Genomic DNA, 20,266 nt, shown 5'->3' with positions numbered 1-20,266 from the left:
CCTAGTTCCGTTATTCGGTACAAAGACCCTGAAATATTGTAAATTACGGGGGAATAGCTGATTCTGTGTCCGTTAGCCCGTCGAAAATAGCAAAAATGAGGAAATAGCGGATCTCATGTCCGTTGCGTATCTGCTGTATTCACTGGTTTCCGTTTTGATGCTCTCGTTATAAGTGACATTTTTATCAGAGCTGCGAATATTTTTAAAATGTGTTTTTAAAAGCCGTAATTTTAGGAAATAGTATAACATAACAAAACATAATCTAAATTTGATTTCCCATAGGAGGATTTAAGGTGAAAACATTAGATACGATTGCTCTTACACTGCTAATTATCGGCGGCATTAACTGGCTGCTGGTCGGGTTGTTCCAGTATGATTTGGTAGCCTCGATCTTCGGCGGGCAAGGCAGCGCAGCGGCCCGCATCATTTATGCGATTGTAGGCATTTCTGCTCTGTACTGCATCAAGTTTTTTGGCAGCACAGCCGTGGATAACAACAGGGCTACCCGTTAAACAGGAGCAGAATCTGTCCGGGACAACAGGTTGACTGGATTTATTGTTTACGCAAACAAGCTGCCCCCATTCATCAGCAGATGATCCTTCGAGGGGCAGCTTGTTTTGTAATGCCGCCAATTAATCTAAACGCTGGACCGTTCGACGATTTTGAAGCCAAGCTCCTGGATGATCGTGCTGTCGGTCTGTTTGCTAATTTGCCTATAGCTGATGCCGAAGGCCTCTGCGCCGATCTCGTTCAGCCGGTTATCGATCGTGGTGATGCCGAGCAGCTTGGAGATCGGCTGGTTATCGAGGCCGATGAAGGCAAGATCGTCGGGAATCCGCACGCCTTGATTCTGGGCGGCGATCATCAATCCGGCGGCTACCTGATCTCCGGTGATCAGGAGAGCGCTCGGCGGGTCGTCCATGGCCAAGATTTTTGTCAGCAGCCCGGCGCCATCCTCGAGATGCAAGCAGTTGTCGAAGATCCAGGTTTCACGGCTCTCGCCTCCAAGGGAAGCCAGCGTGTCCAGGTATGCCTTATTGCGGGTGGTACTGCTGGCACTATTCCTGCGGTTCACCGTGTAGCCGATCCGGCGATGGCCTTTATTCCACAGGTAGATGATTGCCTTTTGGAAAGAGGCATAATGATCGAAATAAACGCAGGATAAGGGGCGGCCGCGGACTTCTTCGCACAGTGTAATGGGGCCGTATTTGGCATATTTCTCGATTTGATTCAGGGAGAGCGAACGCGAGACGATGATGAGTCCATCCACGATTTTATCCCTCAGCATGTGCAGCGCCCTCCGTTCCTCATGGGTACGATAGCCTGTCTGGCACAGCATCAACTGGTAATTGACCTGCAGCGCCTGCTCGCCGATCCCTTCGACGACTCTGCCGAAATAGGCATTATTGATTTGGGGCAGAACGACACCGATCGTTTGCGTCGCTCCTTTGACCAGATGGACGGCATTCATATTGCGTGAATATTGCAGACGTTCAACGGCCTCTTCGACGGCCTTGCGCTTATCTTCCCGGACATAGGGGTGATTGTTCAGGACTCGGGAAACCGTGCTGACAGAAACTCCGGCAGCCTCGGCGATCTGCTTAATGTTTGGCACCCGTATGTCTCTCCTTCCATCCAAAAATTTTAATGCGATCATCGTTGATCTGAAATGCATTTCATAGTTTAGAATAAAGAAGTACCATGGAAAACAACGCTTTTGCTGTTTGGCGTAACCAGTTATAGCTGGGCGTGACGAGGCGGAGAGTTGTTTTCCTTTTTTATAACGTTCTACTGGAAGAAAAGCCCGATGCTCTTGCTCGAGCACCGGACACGACAGTTCATTTAAGGTTCTTCGGATAATGGGATGGGTGAATATCCAGCCTTGTAGATGCGATACCACATCGCGGCAAAGCCTGCTGCACCAAATATCGTAAACGTAACGCCAAACCGGTACATAATCACCGCTCCGAAGCTCTGGAACAGCCATCCGCCGAGGAAGCCGGCAAGTATGAAGGCTAGGCCGCTCAGCGCAAACGCATAAACCGCTTGCCCGGAGGAGCGGAGAGGACGGGGCAGCAGCAGGGCGGTCAGCCGGGTGCCCACATAAAAGAAGCCGCCGAACGTCACGGCATGCAGCACCTGGATAAAAATGATCTGCAGCGGCGTGGAAGCTACAGACATCAACTGCCACCGCAGCGCAAACAGAATGCTCACGATCGTGATACAAGCCATTAAATACGTGATTCTGCGTTTGAGATAGCGGTGGAGCAGCGTAAATGTGCCTGCTTCAAATAGGGTGGACAGGAACACCGCGCCGCCAACCTCCAGTCTGGTGCTGCCCAGATCATTCATGAATATCGGCATGAATATCGTATTAATGGCATTAGGGATGGAGACCAGGACTCCGAAGACAATGAAGGCGATAAAATATTTATTTTGCAGAACCCGGGTAATCTCAAGTGCTCTTATCCAGGGCGTGTTAGTCGTCTTGCGAATGGACGGGAGCATCAGCGATGAGCCGATCGCCAGCATTAGGGTCACGCTGAACAGCAGCGAAATGCCGTTGTGCCCAACCTGATCGATGACTGCCCCTGAGCCCAAAGCGAGCAAGGTCCAGCCTAATGAGCCCCACAGCCGGTAAGTATTGAATTTTAAATCCGTCCCTTCGATATATCCGAGAATGAGACTGTTGCTCTGCGATAATAGAGGGCTCTGAAAAAAATACAGCAGAATCATCGTAAAATAAAGCATATTATAAGTGTCCACTTTGAACACCATATGACCGGCTATAAGAAGGCCCGTGAGCATAATTAGCAGGATGATGCGGATATTCTGGGTGCGATCGCTCAAATACCTCCAGAATGGATGGGCAATCAAGGAAACCAGAGGGGCAATTGCCATTAGGCTGCCGATCTCCAGCTTGTCCATGCCGACGTCCAGCAAATATAATTGGAAGAAGGCTGCAAAGATAACCATAGTCCCATAGATGAAAAAATTAAGCAGCCCCAAGGGCAGTAAAGAATCTGACGGATTCTCAGTATAATTCCGCAAACGCGCCATTCCCTTCTGTCCAAATCGATTTAACATCGATAGCTCACTAATAATTAATGGTTACGTTCTCAATGTAACACAGGGACGAAAAAGGTTACAAACCATCTTTTTCCGTATTGACTGAAATATTACTAATTATAACCTTTCTTTAACATAAGGAGACAATCCGATGGAGTGGACTGGAATTATTTTAGCGGGCGGCAGGTCGAGCCGCATGGGAACGAATAAGGCGGTACTGCCGATAGATGGTCAGCCAGTCATTGAACGGCTGGCTTGTGAGCTGCAGAAGGCCACTGACGAGGTCATTATTTCCTGCGGTCCATCCGCTCTTTATGCCGAATTAGGCCTTCCACTGCGGCAAGACATCTATTCCGGTTGTGGGCCGCTGGCAGGGCTGCATGCCGGGCTTGCTGCATCGGCCCGTAAGTGGAGTCTTGTCGTAAGCTGTGACATGCCCTTTGCAAATGCAGCTTTGTTCCGTTATATGGCCGAGCAGGCTCAGATGCTGGAGAACCAGAGGCGGGGCGGACATGGAGAGCCCATGGAGGCTGTTATTCCCTATGTAGGCGACCGGGCGCAGCCGCTGCTGGCAATGTATCGCCGCAGCGTATTGCCTGAGCTAGAACGGGCGCTTGGGGAGGGGCATCTTCGGGTAAACCACTGGATTTCCAGCCTTCCGGCCAAATATATCAGCGGGGAGGAGCTGGGCCAGGCCTCCGGACTGCCCGCAGAGCTGGCTGTATTCAATATGAATCAGCCGGAGGATTACAAGACTGCTCAGCTATATGCCGAACAGCAGAATTTGGGGCAGAGAAATTGTTAACCGAAATGTAAAATATATCATATAAAGCGTTTTCATTAATGGGATATAATGAAGGTGAGTGATACATGACCCCCTTAATCATGTGTCGGTATATGCTGCTTGGATGATTTCCGAGTCAAGAAGGAAATCATCTTTTTTTCCAACGATGTCAGGCATAAACCTTAACCTACGGGCCTATACTTGTCTTATATTTCTTCGCAGGGAGATGACCAATATGACCATGTTGTTCAAAGAACCTGTTCAGGCAACGCCGGAGCAAAACGATTGGTTGGAGCGCCGTGGCTGGGTATATGAGCTGCTGATGGACTTTCTGAGCCGTCCGCCGCGTATGTCCTTGATTGCCCAGTGGCGGCAGCGGGCAGAACTGACGCATCGAATTCCAAACAGCAGAGGCGGCAAGAGGCTGAAAAGTTATTTGGAGAGCATTCCTGAACGGCATTTTCGCAGCGCGTGCCACCAGGAGGCGGAGGAATATCGGCGGCTCTTTCTAGGGGATCAGTCTATGCTGATTCCGTGCGAAGGGACTTTCCGGGCAAAAAGGGATGGGGCAAATGCCGCTGCTTGCATTTCCCATATTCGGTCCATGTACGCCGATAGCGGCGTAGTGTTTAATAAATTAACCGGCGAGAGAGACGACCATATTGCCATGGAGCTGGAATTTATGGCGGTGATGGCGGAAGGAATGCGCAGCAAGGCCGACGTGAGCCATATGCGCCACAGTTGCATGGAGATGGCAGATACCCAGATTCGTTTCCTGGAAGTTCATTTGCTGAAATGGGCCCCGCGGCTGGCGGAGGAGCTGATCCGGGCTACGAAAAGTCCGCTTTACAGCGGTCTGGCCGAGCTGCTGCGAGAGTTCCTGGCCGATGATTTAGATCAGCTTCGTCAATGGAGAGCACACATAAGCTAATACACGCAGAGCTATACAATAGGGACGATCCGTCAGGGCGGTGCTGGATGCAAGCCGCCTGACGAATCGTCTCTTTTTTGTTAGTATGACCTCAATATGGAGTATGGGGCGCTCCCGGACAAGGCATGCCTATGTTCTGTCGTTTACGCTATAATAGAAGCTGGCTTCAATATTGTATTAGGAAGAAAGTTGCGGATCATGTAAAATAGAATCACTGCAGCATACTGTGAAAAGGAGACAACCATGAGACGTGGATTGCAAATTTTATTGATTGCCGCCATACTTTTCGCGTTTTATTATTTTGGATTTGGCGTCTTCGGGAAGTTCGGGGGTACCCTGGTCAGTATTTTTCAAACCTTGACGGTCATAACGATCGGCTTCGCGATATTCATGGAAAATCGCAACCCTTCGAGCACCGTGGCTTGGATTTTGGTGCTTGGCCTGCTTCCGGTTGTCGGACTCATATTTTATTTCCTGTTTGGCCAGAACTATTTCAAGCGCCGGAATTTCGACAAGAAGGCCGAGGAGGATCGGAGAAACTACGAGCGCATCGATAATAATGCTTATATGCTGCCTCGCGATTTATCGCAGTTTACCCCGGAAGAGCAGCGGCTGCTTCAGCTGTCTCAGCGTCTGGCCCGTACGCCGTTTTCCATGTATACCCGCACGAAGGTGCTGACGAACGGAGAAGAGACCTTCTCTTCGCTCCTGAAGGAGCTGAAGAAGGCTGAGCATCATATACATATGGAATATTATATTTACCGGGCGGACGACATTGGGCGCGAAATCCAGAAGACGCTGATTGAGAAGGCAAAAGCCGGGGTCGAGGTTCGGTTCATGTTCGATGCGGTGGGCAGTATCGGCCTGCCGAAATCGTTTATCCGCGAGCTGGAGGATGCCGGAGTCAAGGTTGGTATATATGGACAAGTCCGTTTTCTGGCTCTGTCCAGCCGGGTCAACTATCGCAATCACCGGAAGATTGTTGTCATCGACGGCACGACCGGCTTTATCGGCGGCTTGAACGTGGGGGACGAATACTTGAGCCGCAACAAGACGTACGGATTTTGGCGGGACACGCATATGCTCGTCAAAGGGGAAGCGGTTCGCTCGCTGCAGATTATTTTTCTCCAGGACTGGAACTACGTTACCGGGGAAAAGATCATGTCGTTGCAGTACCTGTCTCCAGAGCTGGAGACAGGCTGCGTAGGCGCCGTGCAAATCGTGCCTAGCGGGCCCGATAATGAGAGCCGGACCCTGAAGAACATCTTCTTCTCGATGATGTCTTCAGCCAAGAAATCGATATGGCTGGCTACGCCGTATTTTATCCCGGATGATGATATTTTTACGGCGCTTAAGATTGCTGGTCTATCCGGCCTGGACGTACGGATTCTATTTCCGGCCAAGCCGGACAAATGGCTGCCGTTCCTGGCCTCTCATTCTTATTTTCCTGAGCTGCTGGAGGCGGGAGTGAAGATTTTCGAATATGAGAAAGGCTTTCTCCATTCGAAGCTGCTGATTGTCGATGGGGAAATTGCTACTGTCGGCACGGCCAATATGGACATGCGCAGCTTTCATTTGAACTTTGAGGTGAATGCCCTGCTTGTGCAAACCGACAGCATTGGGCAAATGGTGAAGGATTTCGAGCGTGATTTATTGTTTACGAAGCAAATCGAGTACAAAGCGTTTATGGAGAAGAAGCTGTTCGTGCGGTTCATGGAATCGGCAGCCCGGCTATTCTCGCCGCTGTTATAAGATGCTTTTGACTATACAAGAGCTGTGCAGAGACAACGATGACAAGGAGGAGCAGTATGGGAAATACGTCTGGACGCAAAAGTGAACACATCCGCATATGCCTGGAGGAGCAAGTCGGTGCCGAGGGTGTGCTGACGGGGTTTCAGAAGTATATCTTCCGCCATAATGCGCTTCCCGAGCTGAATTTCGATGAGATTAGCTTGAAAACATCCTTCCTGGGCGCCCCGCTCCGGACGCCATTCCTGATCAGCTCGATGACCGGGGGGAGTGAACTGGCTGGCGTGATCAATGAGCGGCTGGCGGAGGTCGCGGAGCATCGCGGCTGGGCTCTTGGCGTAGGCTCGGTCCGTGCAGCGGTCGAGCGCGAGGAACTGGCGGCTACGTTTGCCGTGCGCGCCAAAGCGCCGACGATTCCGGTTATTGCCAACCTGGGCGCGGTTCAGCTGAATTACGGCTTCGGCCCGGATGAATGCATGCGTGCGGTAGAGATCGCCGGAGCGGACATGCTCGTGCTGCATTTGAACGGGCTGCAGGAAATCTTCCAGCCGGAAGGTAATACGGCATTTCGCGGCGTGCTGGCCCGGATTGAGGAGCTGTGCAAAAAGCTGCCGATACCGGTCGGCGTGAAGGAAGTCGGCTGGGGGATCGATGGAGCGACTGCGAAGCGGCTTCATGAGGCAGGCGCTGCGTTCATCGATGTAGCTGGCGCCGGCGGTACGTCCTGGAGCCAGGTTGAGAAGTTCCGCAGCGCCGACCCTGTGCGGCGCCTCGCGGCGGAAGCATTCGCGGATTGGGGCATTCCCACCGCCGAATGCATCCGCGAAGTGCGGGCGTCTGTACCGCAAGCCGCCCTGATCGGCAGCGGGGGCCTGAACACCGGTGTGGATGCCGCCAAGGCGCTGGCGCTTGGCGCTAACCTGGCCGGGTTCGGCCGGGCGCTGCTGGAACCGGCGGTGCATTCGGCGCAGGCGCTCGACGCTCAATTGGAGCGTGTCGAGCTGGAGCTGCGCACCGCCATGTTCGGTATCGGCGCCGGCAATATCGCGGCGCTGAAGGGCACGGCGCGGCTGGTACGCCGGGAATAGACAGACTTTTCATATAAATCCGATGAAATTACAGAGAATTATATTGCGTTTCTAGAAGTTCCCCCTTATATTTGAATCAGATGCTATTTTGCCGGTACGGCACCAAGAGATGCTTGGAACGCCAAATAGCGCCTGGCCAGTTCAATGTTAAGGGGGAATTTTAGGATGAAACCATCCATTTGGAAGTGGAGCACCCGGACGGTCGTTACGATCGGAATCGGTGCTGCTCTCTACGGGGCAACGAGCTGGATCGGCATTCCGATCGGCACAGATACGCAGCTGCGCCCTTCGATCGCTCTCCTGGCGATTTTCGGGGCGCTGTTCGGTCCGGTCGTCGGCTTCATTGCCGGTTTTCTCGGACATGTTATCAACGATTTTATTACCAGCGGGACCGTCTGGTGGGGCTGGGCTCTCGGCTCGGGAATTGCCGCGGCCTTCATGGGTCTGATCTATCTGGCCAAAGGCTTCAATCCGCAGGACGGGGAGATCAGGAAGACGCACATCGTGCAGTTTATTGTGTATGGCGTTATCGGTATTTTTGCAGCTTTGGCCTTCTCGTATTTGTTTGATATTTTTGTCATGGGTGAGCCTGGCGATAAGGTTATCGTCCAAGCAGTTGCGGCCGGACTTGCCAATACAGCCGTCTTCATCATTCTCGGCGTTCCGGCCGTATGGGCTTATGCGAAGCGCAACCGGAATGACGCGAACCTGACTATAGACGCAGACAGTTAGGAGTTTATGTAGTTATGCAGCCTGTGATTTCCTTTCGGAATTTTAGCTTTCGTTATAAAAAGCAGTCCAAGCCGACGTTAACTGATATCAATCTCGACATTTATCATGGCGAGAAAATATGGATTGCCGGGCCAAGCGGCTCGGGCAAATCGACATTAGCCCATTGTATCAATGGGCTAATTCCCTTTTCCTATCGGGGCGAGATTTCGGGAGAGCTCCTGCTGAACGGGCAGCCCGCCGTTTCGTTAGGGATATTCGAGCGCAGCCGTGCGGTCGGAACGATTCTGCAAAATCCGGATGCCCAGTTCGTAGGGCAGACGGTCGGGGAAGATGTTGCTTTTCAAATGGAGAATGAGAACGTACTTCAGCCCGAGATGAAGGCCAAGGTGGTCTCCTCGCTTGATCTGGTCGGCATGCTGGCCTTCGAGGCGCAGGGGCCGCATGACCTGTCGGGCGGGCAGAAGCAAAGCGTGTCGCTGGCGGGCGTGCTGACGACGCAGGCGGACATTCTGCTATTCGATGAACCGCTCGCCAATCTTGATCCGGTAAGCGGTATGCGGGCGATGGCATTAATTAATGATATCCATCGGCATAGCGGCAAGACGGTGGTGATCATTGAGCATCGGGTCGAGGATGTGCTGGAGCAGCCGGTGGATCGGATCGTCGTCATGGATAGCGGGCAAATCGTTGCCGCAGATGTCCCGGAGCGGATATTGGCGGACGGCGTACTTCCTCGTCATGGCCTTCGCCAGCCGCTTTATTTGGAGGCTTTGGCCCATTCTGGCATGCCCGCAGAGCGATGGGGCCATTTGGTTCAGCTTGAGGGGACAGCGGCCGCCAAGGGTAATCCAGCCAAACTTGAGGCGCTTCGCGACGGCCTGGAGCAGTGGATCAGCTCTGTTCCTGTCAGGATGCGATCTAATCAGGACATAATCCATTCCGAGCCTCTGCTGGAAGTACGGCATGTATCCTTTGCCTATTCGCAGGGCCGGGAGGTTATCCGGGACGTATCCTTTCATGTAGGCGAAGGAGAAACGGTAGCTTTGCTGGGCAATAACGGGGCGGGCAAATCGACGCTGTCCGGGCTGATCACCGGGCTCATGAAGCCGCGCTCGGGAGCGGTATTATGGCGAGGCGAGGACATCGAAGGCTGGTCCATACGCCGCAGGGGCGAGCAGATCGGCTACGTCCTGCAAAATCCGCATCAAATGATTACCCAGCATATGATCCGGGATGAGGTGGGCCTGGGCCTGGGCGCCCGCGGCGTCGCCGCAGAGGAGCGGGAACGGCGGATCGATGAGGCGCTGCGCGTGTGCGGGCTGTATCCATACCGCAACTGGCCTGTGTCGGCGCTGAGTTTTGGGCAGAAAAAACGGCTCTGCATCGCGTCCGTACTCGTACTCGACCCCGCGCTGATTATTCTGGACGAGCCAACGGCAGGCCAGGATTACCGGCACTACACCGAATTTATGGGCTTTATAGAACGATTGGCGGCCAGGGGGACGGCGTTTTTATTCATTACGCATGACATGCATCTGGCTTTGGAATATGCCGACCGCGCGGTCGTCCTGGCAGGTGGCGAGGTTATTGCTGCGGGCAAGGTCGCGGAGGTGCTGTCTGACGCGGAGGTGACGGACAGGGCGCGGCTGCGGGAGGATAGCTTGTCCCGGTTCGCCAGATTATGCGGATTATCCTCGCCGTCCCGTCTTGTCGAGGCTTATCTTGTTATGAACAAGGGGGTGCAGCTCTCTGATGAGTAGAACAGGCAGCTTGTATATTGAAGGGGATTCGTTGTTTCACCGGATGGATGGGGCGGTGAAGCTGATTCTGCTGCTGAGCTGGACGGTTGTTACGTTTCTGTTTCTAGATCTGCGCATATTTGCCGTCATGCTGACGGCAGGTCTAGCCATGCTGCTGACGACGGGTATTCCGCTGAAGCGGATGTCGTTCCTTTTCTGGATATTGACGGTGTTCACGGTGTTGAACAGTGCCTTTATTCTGCTGCTTACGCCCCGTTTCGGAACAACGCTGACGGGCAGTCATACGCCGCGAATCCCTATCGGCTATAACACGATTAACCAAGAAACGCTGTTCTATGTGCTGACTTTGTCGCTGAAATATATGACTTTACTGCCGATTACGCTGCTCTTTATATTTACGACGCATCCGAGCCGGTTTGCCGCAAGTCTCAATAAGCTGGGCGTACCGTACAAAATGGCGTATGCGGTGAGCATTGCCTTTCGCTATATTCCTGATTTGACGCAGGAGTTCCGGACGATCCTGAATGCGATGCAAATGCGCGGGCTGGGCATCTCGCGGGAGGACGGGAATTTGCGGAGACGGCTGAAAAACCTCTCGCTGGTCGTCGTTCCGCTGCTGCAATCGTCGCTCCAGCATATTGAATCCGTCTCGGATGCGATGGATCTGCGAGGGTTCGGCACAGGGCGGAGCCGCACCTGGTATATGGGCACGGTCATGTCGCCCGCAGATAAACTGGCGGTTGTGCTGTGCGCGCTGCTGCTCGGACTGGCGATATTTTTGAAGCTGCAGGTGTTCCCCGGTTTCTGGTATCCGTTCTAGGGCAGTGCTGTGCAAAGCAGGATATTCCATACGGTTGTCCTTGAAATATGGCCAGGGTATATGTACTATGATTGAAGAAGACAAGAAGCTGAGCAATTACTATAATGAGGAGTTGTCATTCATATGGCTTTAAAAGCAGGGATCGTAGGTTTGCCGAACGTCGGAAAATCTACGCTGTTTAATGCAATAACGCAAGCAGGCGCGGAATCCGCGAACTATCCGTTCTGTACGATTGATCCGAACGTCGGAGTGGTCGAAGTACCGGACGAGCGTCTAGATAAATTAACCGAGCTGGTTGTGCCGAACCGTACGGTGCCGACTGCTTTTGAATTCGTCGATATCGCAGGTCTGGTGCGCGGCGCGAGCAAAGGCGAGGGACTCGGCAACAAGTTCTTGGCCCACATTCGCGAGGTGGATGCGATCGTGCATGTTGTGCGCTGCTTTGAGGACGAGAATATTACCCATGTCGACGGAAAAATCAATCCGATTAGCGACATTCAGACGATTAACCTAGAGCTCATTCTGGCTGACCTGGATAGCGTGGAGAAGCGGATCGAACGTTCCCGCAAGAACATGAAAGGCGGCAACAAGCAGTACGCACAGGAAGTCGAAGTGCTGGAGCGCGTGAAAGAAGCGCTGTACAACGACATGCCTGCCCGCAGTGTAGAGCTGTCCGATGACGAGAAGCTGATCGTCCGCGACCTGCATCTGTTGACACTGAAACCAGTGCTGTATGCAGCGAACGTGAGCGAGGATGGTGTAACTGATGCGGACAACAACCCGTTCGTGCAGCAGGTGAAGGAATTCGCCGCAGCGGAGAACGCTGAAGTTGTGCCGATTAGCGCCAAGGTTGAGGCGGAGATCGCTGAGCTGGAGGGCGAGGACAAAGCGATGTTCCTGGAGGAGCTGGGCCTGGAGGCGTCCGGACTGGATCGCCTGATTCAAGCCGCTTACCGCCTGCTCGGATTGTACACTTACTTTACGGCTGGGGTTCAGGAGGTGCGTGCCTGGACGATCCGCAAAGGAACGAAAGCGCCGGGTGCGGCTGGAGTTATTCACACGGACTTCGAGCGCGGGTTCATTCGCGCTGAAGTTGTATCCTATGATGACCTGGTGGCTGCCGGCTCGATGAGCGCGGTCAAAGAGCGCGGACAGCTGCGCCTGGAAGGCAAGGAGTACGTCGTGCAGGACGGAGACATTATGCACTTCCGTTTCAATGTGTAGATGCGGGTAACTGAATAATATAAAGAGAAAGCTTGCCAGGATCGGCAAGCTTTTTTGCGCTGTTTGGCACGGTGTGGTTTGAGGTTGATTCGTGTAAAGTGCCGTCATACCAAGGCTTCAGTCATGTAAGCCGGTAACGGACTCTAGCGGCCCCTAACGGCCCTAACGGACTCTAGATCCGCTATTTTGTCAAAATCCCGGAAAAATTAAAGCTAACGGACCCAGCAGCCCTAATTGTACAAGTTTCTAGGGAAAATACGATGATTTGCACCGAATAGCGGAACCAAAGTCTGTTAGCCCGTAGAATTCGCACAATAACGAGCAATAGCGGATCTCATGTCCGTTAGCAAAAAGTTCAGCCAAATGTGGTGAATCGATGCGCCTAATCTTCGACGATCTTGTAAGCGGTGGCCTCATCCGTGACAAGCATCTTGATATAGCCGCCCGTTAAAGCGGCCTTGATGCTCTCGATCTTATGCAGTCCGAAGGCTAGCCCTACCACGTTATCGACCCGCTTCAATTGCTCCAGCCCGATGCCGATGACCCTATTATTGATCGGATGATCGACAATTTCCCCGCTCCGGTTAATGAATCTTGAGTTGATGTCAGCTACAGTATCTAGGCCCTTTAATTCGCTCAGCACCGTCTCATTTAAATAGCCATACCGTTCCATGGTGGACATGGAGTAGGGGTTGCCGATCCCCACGATCGCCAAGTCGATTTGTGCTCCCTCTTGGAGGACGGACGCTATATTCGGCAGCCTGACGATCTGTTCGTGCAGTTCTTCCGTCTCGACAATCGATGGTGCGTACAGCGATTCGCATTTCCCGCCAAGCCTCTTGGACAACTCGTAGGCGATTTGGTTCGAATGTACCTCGGTCCGTTCGTTGCCTGTTCCCCCGATTAGCGGAATGATTTTGACGTCATCTTTCTTATCGAGCGGGAACTCCCTGACCATATGGTATAAGGAATTTCCCCATGATACCCCGATCCGGTCTCCGTTCTTGATCAGCTTCTGCACGAATTGGGCAGCGGCTTTGCCTACCGCACTGGTAACGAGCTCCTTGTTCAAGTCCCTCGTAGGTACAACAAGCACTTGCTGCAGCTGGTAAGCCAGTTCCAGCTCTTTTTCCAGCTCCGTCGTTTGCTGCGGATCATCATGCACGATGATTTCCACGACGCCGATCTCCCGTGCCTTCTGAATCATCTTGGAGATGATCGGTCGCGATATGCCGAATTTCTCGGCGATTTTCTCCTGGGTCCAGGATTCATAGTAGTAGAGTTTACAAATTTTCGTCATCAATTTGATGTTGTCGTTCACGTGCAAAGCCACCTTTATCTTTGAAAAATCTTTCTCAAATACAGGACACCACATAGTATACACGATAATTTAGCGCAAAAAGGCGGGGCGGAATCAGCTGCGGCAAATTTAACATTCGGATGATGCAGGTTTAACGTAACAAAAACAATGCCGTTTTACAATTGTATTGTGTCGGAACAAATGTAAAAGTTGAAACAAAAAACACACATAGGTGATTTCCGCATAAGAAGAGCTTGAGGTGAGTGGATGCAATGGATATCAAAATTCTAGGCTACTGGGGAGGTTATCCTTCGGCTGGCGGGGCAACGGCGGGGTATTTGATCGACACGGGAGAAGGCCAGATTCTGCTGGACTGCGGAAGCGGGGTAATGAGCCGCCTGGCGCAGTATACGAGTGTGGACAGGCTGGACGCGGTTATTTTATCCCATCTTCATTACGATCATATGGCGGACATCGGCATTCTGCAGTATGCGGCAGTAAACGCGATCCGCAACGGCAGAATGAAGGAGAGGCTGCTTCTGTTCGCACCGGACGAGCCTGCCAATATTTTAAATACGCTGCATGGAGACCATACAGAGATTCGGCGGATCGATCCGGACCGCATAATCCGGCTTGCCGGGGCGGATATCGAGTTTGTATCCGTGTCTCATACCGTTCCATGCTATGCAGTAAAGGTGACTTATCGGGACAAGGTGCTGGTTTACTCCGGAGATACGTCCTACTGCGATGCCCTGGTGGAGCTCGCGAGAGGAGCGGATATTTTTCTCTGCGAGGCAACGATTTGTGAAGGAAGTGTGCATACGACCGGGGCCGGCCATATGAACGCGAGCCAGGCGGGAATGATCGCCGACCAGGCGAACGTCAAGCGGCTCGTGCTGGTCCATTTGCCGGGGGACGGCGACTTGGAGTACATGCGTCAATCGGCCAGCGAGATCTTCAGCGGACCCGTGGAGCTTCCGGACACCTCGGTCCTATATAGCATTTAGGGGCAATACAACAACGGTACAATAGCCCGGCACACAAGCCAAATCATCAAACAAGGGAGGGGATCAAACATTGCAGATGACATCGGGCAGGCAAGACCCGGGAATAACCCGGGTGCAGGGAGAATATCAGCTGCTGGCGCTAGACATGGACGGCACGCTGCTTAATTCTGGCAAGATCATAACGCCAGACGTCCATGAAGCGATCAGAGTATATATGCGAAGGGGAGGACGGGTTACTATCGCCTCCGGCCGCTTTCCGGCTTCCGTCTGGCTGCATGCCAGGGCGGCGGAAATGAACGCGCCTTTAATCGCGCTGAATGGGGCCGTGATCTTGGATGAAGCGACCGGTGAACTGAAAGCAGGGGCTCCGCTGCCGCCAGAGCATGTCCGGGAACTGATCCGGTTTGCGGACGAGCATGGCGCTTACATTCAGTTGTACGGCTATAACAAGCTTTATGTTCGCGAGCTTAACGAGACGAATGTCCGCTGGCCGCTGGCGAACGTCGTTGTTTCCCCGGGCAAGGAGCTGAATGAACAAAATTACGCAGAGCAGCTGGGCATGATCGAAGTGGTGGCGGTCGGTGATTTGCAGCGGTTCGTGTCTGGTTCTATCATGTCGGTCCCGCCAATTTACAAAGCGACGATTATCGGCCCTTTCCCGGAACTGATCGAGGAATGGATGGGGCAGTTGGGAGGTGGTCCTGAGGTTAGCTCGAAACCGCAGGCCGCGCCAGCATTCACACTGACCCGGACCGGCCGGCATCGCTTCGATGTGAATGCTTACGGAGTAAGCAAGCGCTCGGCACTAGAGTCGCTCTGCCGCGAGCTTCATATCGCCCCCTCAGAGGTAGCGGCGGTTGGTGATTACGACAATGATGCCGACATGCTGGCCTGGGCCGGACTCGGCGTAGCCATGGGGAATGCGGAGCCGCATATCAAGCGGCTGGCCAAGGCAGTCACAAGCAGCAACGAGGAAGACGGAGTAGCGAGAGTCATTCACAATTTTCTACTTTAGGATAAGGGGAGAAACCACAATGTACATAAACCAAGAGAGATTGTTTACATTTAAAAAGACTTCGGTCATCGCCGTCATGGCGGCAGCTATGATGATATTCAGCGCCTGCGGTTCGCCGGCGAAGCCGGCTGCTAACGGGAACGCAGGCACCCCTGCAGCAGGGTCAGAGCAGTCCCAGTCTGGAGGAGCAGCGCCTGCCGGGATCACGGGACAGCTCACATTCTATACCTCCCAGCCGGAAGAGGATGCCGCGCAGCTGGTTCAAGCGTTCAACAAGAAATATCCGGAAGTCAAAGTGGAGACCTTCCGTTCGGGAACGGAGGAGGTTACCGCCAAAATCCAGGCGGAGAAGCAGGCGGGCAGCGTGCAGGCCGACGTGTTGCTGCTAGCGGATGCCGTTACCTTTGAAGGATTGAAGCAGGAAGATTTACTGTTGTCCTACAAGTCGCCGGAGGCGGAGCATATCGCTGATGAGCTCGTAGATCCGGACGGCATGTATACCGGAACGAAAGTCATCGCCACAATTCTAGCGGCCAATACCGATAAGGTGTCTACTCTGCCAACATCCTGGCAGGCGCTTGCCTCCGCGGACAGCAAGGATGCCGCGATTATGCCGAGCCCGCTCTATTCCGGTGCCGCTGCCTATAACATTGGCGTATTTTCACGGACGGAAGGCTTTGGCTGGGATTACCTCCAGGTGCTGAAAGACAACAACATCTCGGTCATTAAAGGGAATGGAGCCGTATTAAAAGCGGTTGCCAGCGGAGAGAAAACCTACGGCATGGTCGTTGACTATATGGTCGTCCGCGAGAAAGCGAAGGGCTCCCCGATCGATTTGAGCTATCCGTCCGAAGGGGTACCGATCATCACAGAGCCGATTGCAATTATGAAGGGTACGGATAATCAGGAAGCCGCGCAAGCCTTTGTTGACTTCGTCCTGTCTGAGGAAGGCCAGAAGCTGTCTGTAGAGATTGGATATACACCGATTCGCGAAGGTGTCGCACCGCCGGAGGGCTTAAAGGGGATCGCTGATATTAAGATTCTCTCCGGTGATCTGAACACGCTGACCCAGGAGCGCGAAGCTGATAAGAAGAAATTTACAGAACTATTCGGTAACTAATAAAAGGTGGCATGCAGCTTATGACGGAAATCAATATTCCCGGCGCTGCCTCATCGAGCCGAAACATGGCCGCTGCTGTGGGAATCATCGCGACATTTTTCTTCTTCGTTTTGCCGATCGTTAAGCTTGTGCTGCTTAGCATACAGGGAGAGCAGGGCTTCTCCCTTAATTATTATGCGGAGCTGCTGCAGCAGGAACGTTTCTGGAGAACGATAAAGTATACCTTTGTGATCGTTACCGGTTCAACCTTGCTGTCCGTCATCCTGGGGATGACTGCGGCATGGCTGATGGCCTACACCGACTTATCGCATAAAAAATGGCTGCATCTCCTGATGCTGCTTTGCTTCGTTCTGCCCTCCTATGTTCTGACTTTATCTTGGTCGTCTTTTATGAGCCCGCAGGGATGGATGGCTGTTCTGCTGCAGTGGTTCAGTCCGGGGACCAAGCCTTGGAGCATGTATAGCGTGGGCGGCATTATATTTGTCATGGGCATTCATCATTTTCCGCTCGTGTATTTATTTACGGTCAACGTGCTGAGAAAAATCCCCCGGGATTTGGAATGGGCTGCGAGCACGGGCGGCGCCGGGAGATGGAAGACCTTTGCCCGGATCACCATGCCTCTGGCTTTGCCTGGCGTCACGGCAGGCGGGCTGCTCGTCTTCCTCGCTTCCCTGGATAACTTCGGAATTCCCGCTTTTCTAGGGGCGCCGGTCAACATTAGCGTATTAAGCACGCTGATTTATGAGGAGATTATAGGCTTCGGGCCGTCTGCTTTTGGGAGGGGGGCTTCTTTGTCCGTCATCCTCGGCTTGATAGCAGTACTAGGCACGCTGCTGCAGTGGCTGTCCGTCCGCAAAAGCAAACAGGCGGAATCCCTGCGGCCTGACGAGGAGCCGCGCTATTCGCTCGGCAAGCACCGCTATTGGGTCAATCCGGTGTTATGGGGCGGTCTTATGTTCATCACGATCATTCCATTGTTTTCAATGATTAGCCTTTCGCTTAAAAAATCCTATGGAGGCAAAGGCATCAGCAATTTGACCCTGGATAATTACCGCTACATTCTGCTGGACAATCCGTCCACCTGGAAGTCGATCCTGAACAGCCTGATGCTCTCCATGACAACCCTGATCGTCTGTCTGATCATCGGTACCTTGTTTGCCTATTTTCGGGTGCGCAGACCTTCGAAAATCAATCGTCTGGCGGAGCTGGCGATCTCTGTCCCTTATACGCTGCCGGGCATTGTTTTTGCCTTGTCCATGATTCTTGTATGGATGGAGCCGATCCCGGGCTGGAATCCGGGCATCTACGGGACAACAACGATTTTATTTATCGCCTATGTCTGCCGGTTCCTCATTCTGCAAATTCGGGCGGGGGTGACCGCGTTTGCGCAGGTCGACGCCTCCATGGAAGAAGCTGCGCGCATTTCAGGGGCCGGAGCCTGGCGGCGGTGGCGAAAAATCCTGCTGCCGCTGCTGCTGCCTGGGCTGCTTAGCGGAGCACTGCTCGTCTTTCTGACGGCGCTGACCGAATTAACGGTCTCGGCGCTGCTCTACTCTTCTGGTTCCCAGACGATCGGAGTAGCGATTTTCGGATTTGAACAGGCCGGAAACACCCTTTATTCCACGGCCTTATCCAGTCTCATCGTAATCCTGATTTTCGCAGGCGCGGGATTGCTGGGACTTCTTCAGAAATTTACTTTCCGAAAAGGGGTGCAATCATGACTATTCAGTTGAAACAGGTGAGTAAGACATTCGGGAGTTTTCAGGCTTTGCAATCTATCGACTTAAACATTGCGGACGGTGAATTCGTAGCGATTCTAGGACCCTCGGGTTGTGGCAAAACCACTCTGCTGCGCATGCTCGCGGGCTTTGAACAGCCGACCTCCGGGGAGATTGCCATCGGCGGCAGTGTCGTAGCTTCCTCCCGATCCAGTCTTCCCCCGGAAAAAAGACGAGTCGGCATGGTGTTCCAGAACTTTGCTCTCTGGCCGCATATGAATATTTATGAGCATGTCCGGTTTCCGATTCGGACGCATAAGGAGACGCCGCGGGCGATTCGCGAGCGGGAGGACGAGCGGATTAACGAGGTGCTCCAGCTTGTGGGTCTCGCGCATCTCGCCAAGCGGATGCCGCATGAGCTGTCCGGCGGTCAGAAGCAGCGGGTCGCCATTGCCCGGGCGATCGCACCTCAGCCGGCGCTGCTGTTGATGGACGAACCGCTGAGCAGTCTGGACGCGATGCTGCGAATGGACATGCGCCGGGAAATCCAGTCCGTGCATCGCGAGACGGGCTCCGCGATCGTATATGTGACGCATGACCAGGGAGAGGCTTTGTCCATGGCTGACCGGATCGTCGTCATGAAGGACGGTCGAATCGAGCAGGTCGGCACGCCGCAGGAAATTTATTTGCGTCCGCAAACCGAATTTGTGGCCCGTTTCGTGTCCAAGGCAAATTTAATACAGGGAAGCTGGAGCGGCAACCGCTTTATGCCGCTCGGTGCCGACCCTTCGACGTTTTGGCCTGGAGACGCCGTTGCGGACTGCTTCAAATCACAGGGACTGTACCCGGTGCGGCCCGATCAATTCCGGCTTGAGCCGGCTCACACCGGTGGGCTGTACGGAGAAATCGTGAATGTCCAATTCCAAGGGAAAGAGTTCAATTATGACGTCCGCGCAGCAGGCCAGCAATGGGAAGTGATCTCTCCAGCCGCTTTCAAGCTGCATGACCAGGTTACGCTGCATATTCCCGGCGTAGCATCGAATGCTTCCATGGATGCTTCCTCTAGCGCAGGCCCAAGTTCAACGCCGGACGCAGCTCCGCTCCAGGCTACATCAGGGTGGTGAGAACATGCCGGCCTTGAATGCACTAGTGGCAGGCCGCCGAGCCATTGTGTTTTTCGATATTGACGGCACGTTGCTGGACCACCGCAAGCGGCTGCCCGATTCAGCGAAGGAAGCCATTCAGGCCCTGCAAGGTCTTGGCCATGAGGTTGCGCTGGCGACGGGCCGCTCCCCATTTATGCTGCAGCGGGTAGCCGAAGAGCTGGGAATCGACTCCTACATCGGGTTTAACGGGCAGTACGTCGTAATGAAGGGGGAGCGCATTTATACGAACCCGTTCCGGAAGGAAGACCTGGACGAATTGTCCCGGTTTGCCGCGGCAAACGGACATCCATTGGTTTACTTAAATGCAGATTCCATGCGCAGCAGCATGACGCACCATCCCTATGTCGAAGAGTGCATAACATCGCTGGAATACGCTCACCCTCCGTGCGATCCCGAATACTTCCGAGGGCGTTCCATTTATCAGACGATGCTGTTCTGCAAGGAGCCGGAGGATCAGCAGTACAGGGAAAAGTTTGCAGGGCTCAGTTTTGTGCGCTGGCACCCCTTCTCGCTGGACGTCCTCCCGGGCGGAGGCTCGAAAGCGAGCGGCATCGCCCAACTCATACACAGGCTGGGTTTCGAGCCAGAGGAAGCCTACGCATTCGGCGACAACCTGAACGATCTGGAGATGCTGCAGTATGTGGGGCACGGTATTGCGATGGGGAATGCGCCAGACTGCGTCAAGCAAGCTGCAAAGTATGTGACGGCGGATGTAGACCGTCATGGAATCGCTCGCGGACTGCAAATGGTGGGACTGCTGCCGTGAGTACATAAGCGCGGACG

Annotated in this window: 18 protein-coding genes; 15 read left to right on the top strand and 3 right to left on the bottom strand. The window is 53.5% G+C overall.

The annotated features are described in order from the left end of the window. The first annotated feature begins 293 nt into the window (after window positions 1–293). Window positions 294–512: a DUF378 domain-containing protein gene (locus tag GNP95_RS17720; protein ID WP_283926115.1), complete on the top strand. Its 219-nt coding sequence runs from the start codon at window positions 294–296 to the stop codon at window positions 510–512. Window positions 513–637: 125 nt separating this feature from the next. Here the strand turns inward: GNP95_RS17720 and GNP95_RS17715 are convergent, their stop codons facing one another. Together GNP95_RS17715 and GNP95_RS17710 are read right to left on the bottom strand one after the other, a co-directional pair. Beyond that, the gene (locus tag GNP95_RS17715; protein ID WP_330163489.1) at window positions 638–1,615 is read right to left on the bottom strand and encodes a LacI family DNA-binding transcriptional regulator; all 978 of its coding nucleotides are present in this window, start codon (window positions 1,613–1,615) and stop codon (window positions 638–640) included. 227 nt (window positions 1,616–1,842) lie between these two features. Further along, window positions 1,843–3,087, bottom strand: coding sequence for an MFS transporter (locus tag GNP95_RS17710; RefSeq protein ID WP_230873894.1), 1,245 nt, complete (start codon window positions 3,085–3,087; stop codon window positions 1,843–1,845). Window positions 3,088–3,220: 133 nt separating this feature from the next. Between GNP95_RS17710 and mobA the strand changes: the two genes are divergently transcribed. The 8 genes from mobA to ychF all read left to right on the top strand — a co-directional run bounded on the left by mobA (window position 3,221) and on the right by ychF (window position 12,157). Further along, complete coding sequence (gene mobA, locus GNP95_RS17705) at window positions 3,221–3,874, top strand: molybdenum cofactor guanylyltransferase (protein WP_155612185.1); 654 nt, start codon at window positions 3,221–3,223, stop codon at window positions 3,872–3,874. A 214-nt stretch (window positions 3,875–4,088) separates the two neighbouring features. Further along, entirely contained in the window at window positions 4,089–4,784 is a 696-nt protein-coding gene (locus GNP95_RS17700; protein ID WP_155612184.1) for a TorD/DmsD family molecular chaperone, read from the top strand. Between the two features lie 243 nt (window positions 4,785–5,027). Continuing rightward, window positions 5,028–6,536: a cardiolipin synthase gene (cls, locus tag GNP95_RS17695; RefSeq protein ID WP_155612183.1), complete on the top strand. Its 1,509-nt coding sequence runs from the start codon at window positions 5,028–5,030 to the stop codon at window positions 6,534–6,536. 56 nt (window positions 6,537–6,592) lie between these two features. Beyond that, complete coding sequence (gene fni / locus GNP95_RS17690) at window positions 6,593–7,621, top strand: type 2 isopentenyl-diphosphate Delta-isomerase (protein WP_155612182.1); 1,029 nt, start codon at window positions 6,593–6,595, stop codon at window positions 7,619–7,621. Window positions 7,622–7,786: 165 nt separating this feature from the next. After that, window positions 7,787–8,353, top strand: coding sequence for an ECF-type riboflavin transporter substrate-binding protein (locus tag GNP95_RS17685; RefSeq protein WP_155612181.1), 567 nt, complete (start codon window positions 7,787–7,789; stop codon window positions 8,351–8,353). A 14-nt stretch (window positions 8,354–8,367) separates the two neighbouring features. Then, window positions 8,368–10,113 (top strand): ABC transporter ATP-binding protein, encoded by a 1,746-nt coding sequence (locus tag GNP95_RS17680; RefSeq protein WP_155612180.1) that lies wholly within the window; start codon window positions 8,368–8,370, stop codon window positions 10,111–10,113. Continuing rightward, complete coding sequence (locus tag GNP95_RS17675; RefSeq protein WP_155612179.1) at window positions 10,106–10,933, top strand: energy-coupling factor transporter transmembrane component T family protein; 828 nt, start codon at window positions 10,106–10,108, stop codon at window positions 10,931–10,933. Before GNP95_RS17680 ends, GNP95_RS17675 begins: the two co-directional genes overlap by 8 nt. Before the next feature lie 123 nt (window positions 10,934–11,056). Continuing rightward, window positions 11,057–12,157, top strand: coding sequence for a redox-regulated ATPase YchF (ychF, locus tag GNP95_RS17670; RefSeq protein ID WP_155612178.1), 1,101 nt, complete (start codon window positions 11,057–11,059; stop codon window positions 12,155–12,157). Window positions 12,158–12,539: 382 nt separating this feature from the next. On the opposite strand, the gene GNP95_RS17665 is transcribed toward ychF, so the two are convergent. Beyond that, complete coding sequence (locus tag GNP95_RS17665; protein WP_330163488.1) at window positions 12,540–13,478, bottom strand: sugar-binding transcriptional regulator; 939 nt, start codon at window positions 13,476–13,478, stop codon at window positions 12,540–12,542. A 251-nt stretch (window positions 13,479–13,729) separates the two neighbouring features. Here GNP95_RS17665 and GNP95_RS17660 point away from each other — a divergent pair, with 251 nt between their 5' ends. The 6 genes from GNP95_RS17660 (at window position 13,730) to GNP95_RS17635 (ending at window position 20,249) form a co-directional block, all read left to right on the top strand. Beyond that, window positions 13,730–14,464: an MBL fold metallo-hydrolase gene (locus GNP95_RS17660; RefSeq protein ID WP_155612177.1), complete on the top strand. Its 735-nt coding sequence runs from the start codon at window positions 13,730–13,732 to the stop codon at window positions 14,462–14,464. A gap of 76 nt (window positions 14,465–14,540) precedes the next feature. Then, the gene (locus GNP95_RS17655) at window positions 14,541–15,479 is read left to right on the top strand and encodes a Cof-type HAD-IIB family hydrolase (protein ID WP_230873903.1); all 939 of its coding nucleotides are present in this window, start codon (window positions 14,541–14,543) and stop codon (window positions 15,477–15,479) included. A 19-nt stretch (window positions 15,480–15,498) separates the two neighbouring features. Beyond that, entirely contained in the window at window positions 15,499–16,599 is a 1,101-nt protein-coding gene (locus tag GNP95_RS17650) for an ABC transporter substrate-binding protein (RefSeq protein WP_230873893.1), read from the top strand. 20 nt (window positions 16,600–16,619) lie between these two features. Beyond that, window positions 16,620–18,320: an ABC transporter permease gene (locus GNP95_RS17645; protein ID WP_230873892.1), complete on the top strand. Its 1,701-nt coding sequence runs from the start codon at window positions 16,620–16,622 to the stop codon at window positions 18,318–18,320. Then, window positions 18,317–19,441 (top strand): ABC transporter ATP-binding protein, encoded by a 1,125-nt coding sequence (locus GNP95_RS17640; protein ID WP_230873891.1) that lies wholly within the window; start codon window positions 18,317–18,319, stop codon window positions 19,439–19,441. Before GNP95_RS17645 ends, GNP95_RS17640 begins: the two co-directional genes overlap by 4 nt. A gap of 4 nt (window positions 19,442–19,445) precedes the next feature. After that, window positions 19,446–20,249 (top strand): Cof-type HAD-IIB family hydrolase, encoded by an 804-nt coding sequence (locus GNP95_RS17635; RefSeq protein ID WP_155612175.1) that lies wholly within the window; start codon window positions 19,446–19,448, stop codon window positions 20,247–20,249. The last annotated feature ends 17 nt before the right edge of the window (window positions 20,250–20,266 follow it).

The organism is Paenibacillus woosongensis, assembly GCF_009725165.1.
Taxonomy (GTDB): domain Bacteria; phylum Bacillota; class Bacilli; order Paenibacillales; family Paenibacillaceae; genus Fontibacillus; species Fontibacillus woosongensis.
The sequence above is the reverse complement of the archived record's forward strand: the minus strand, read 5'-3'. Positions and strand labels throughout refer to the sequence as shown.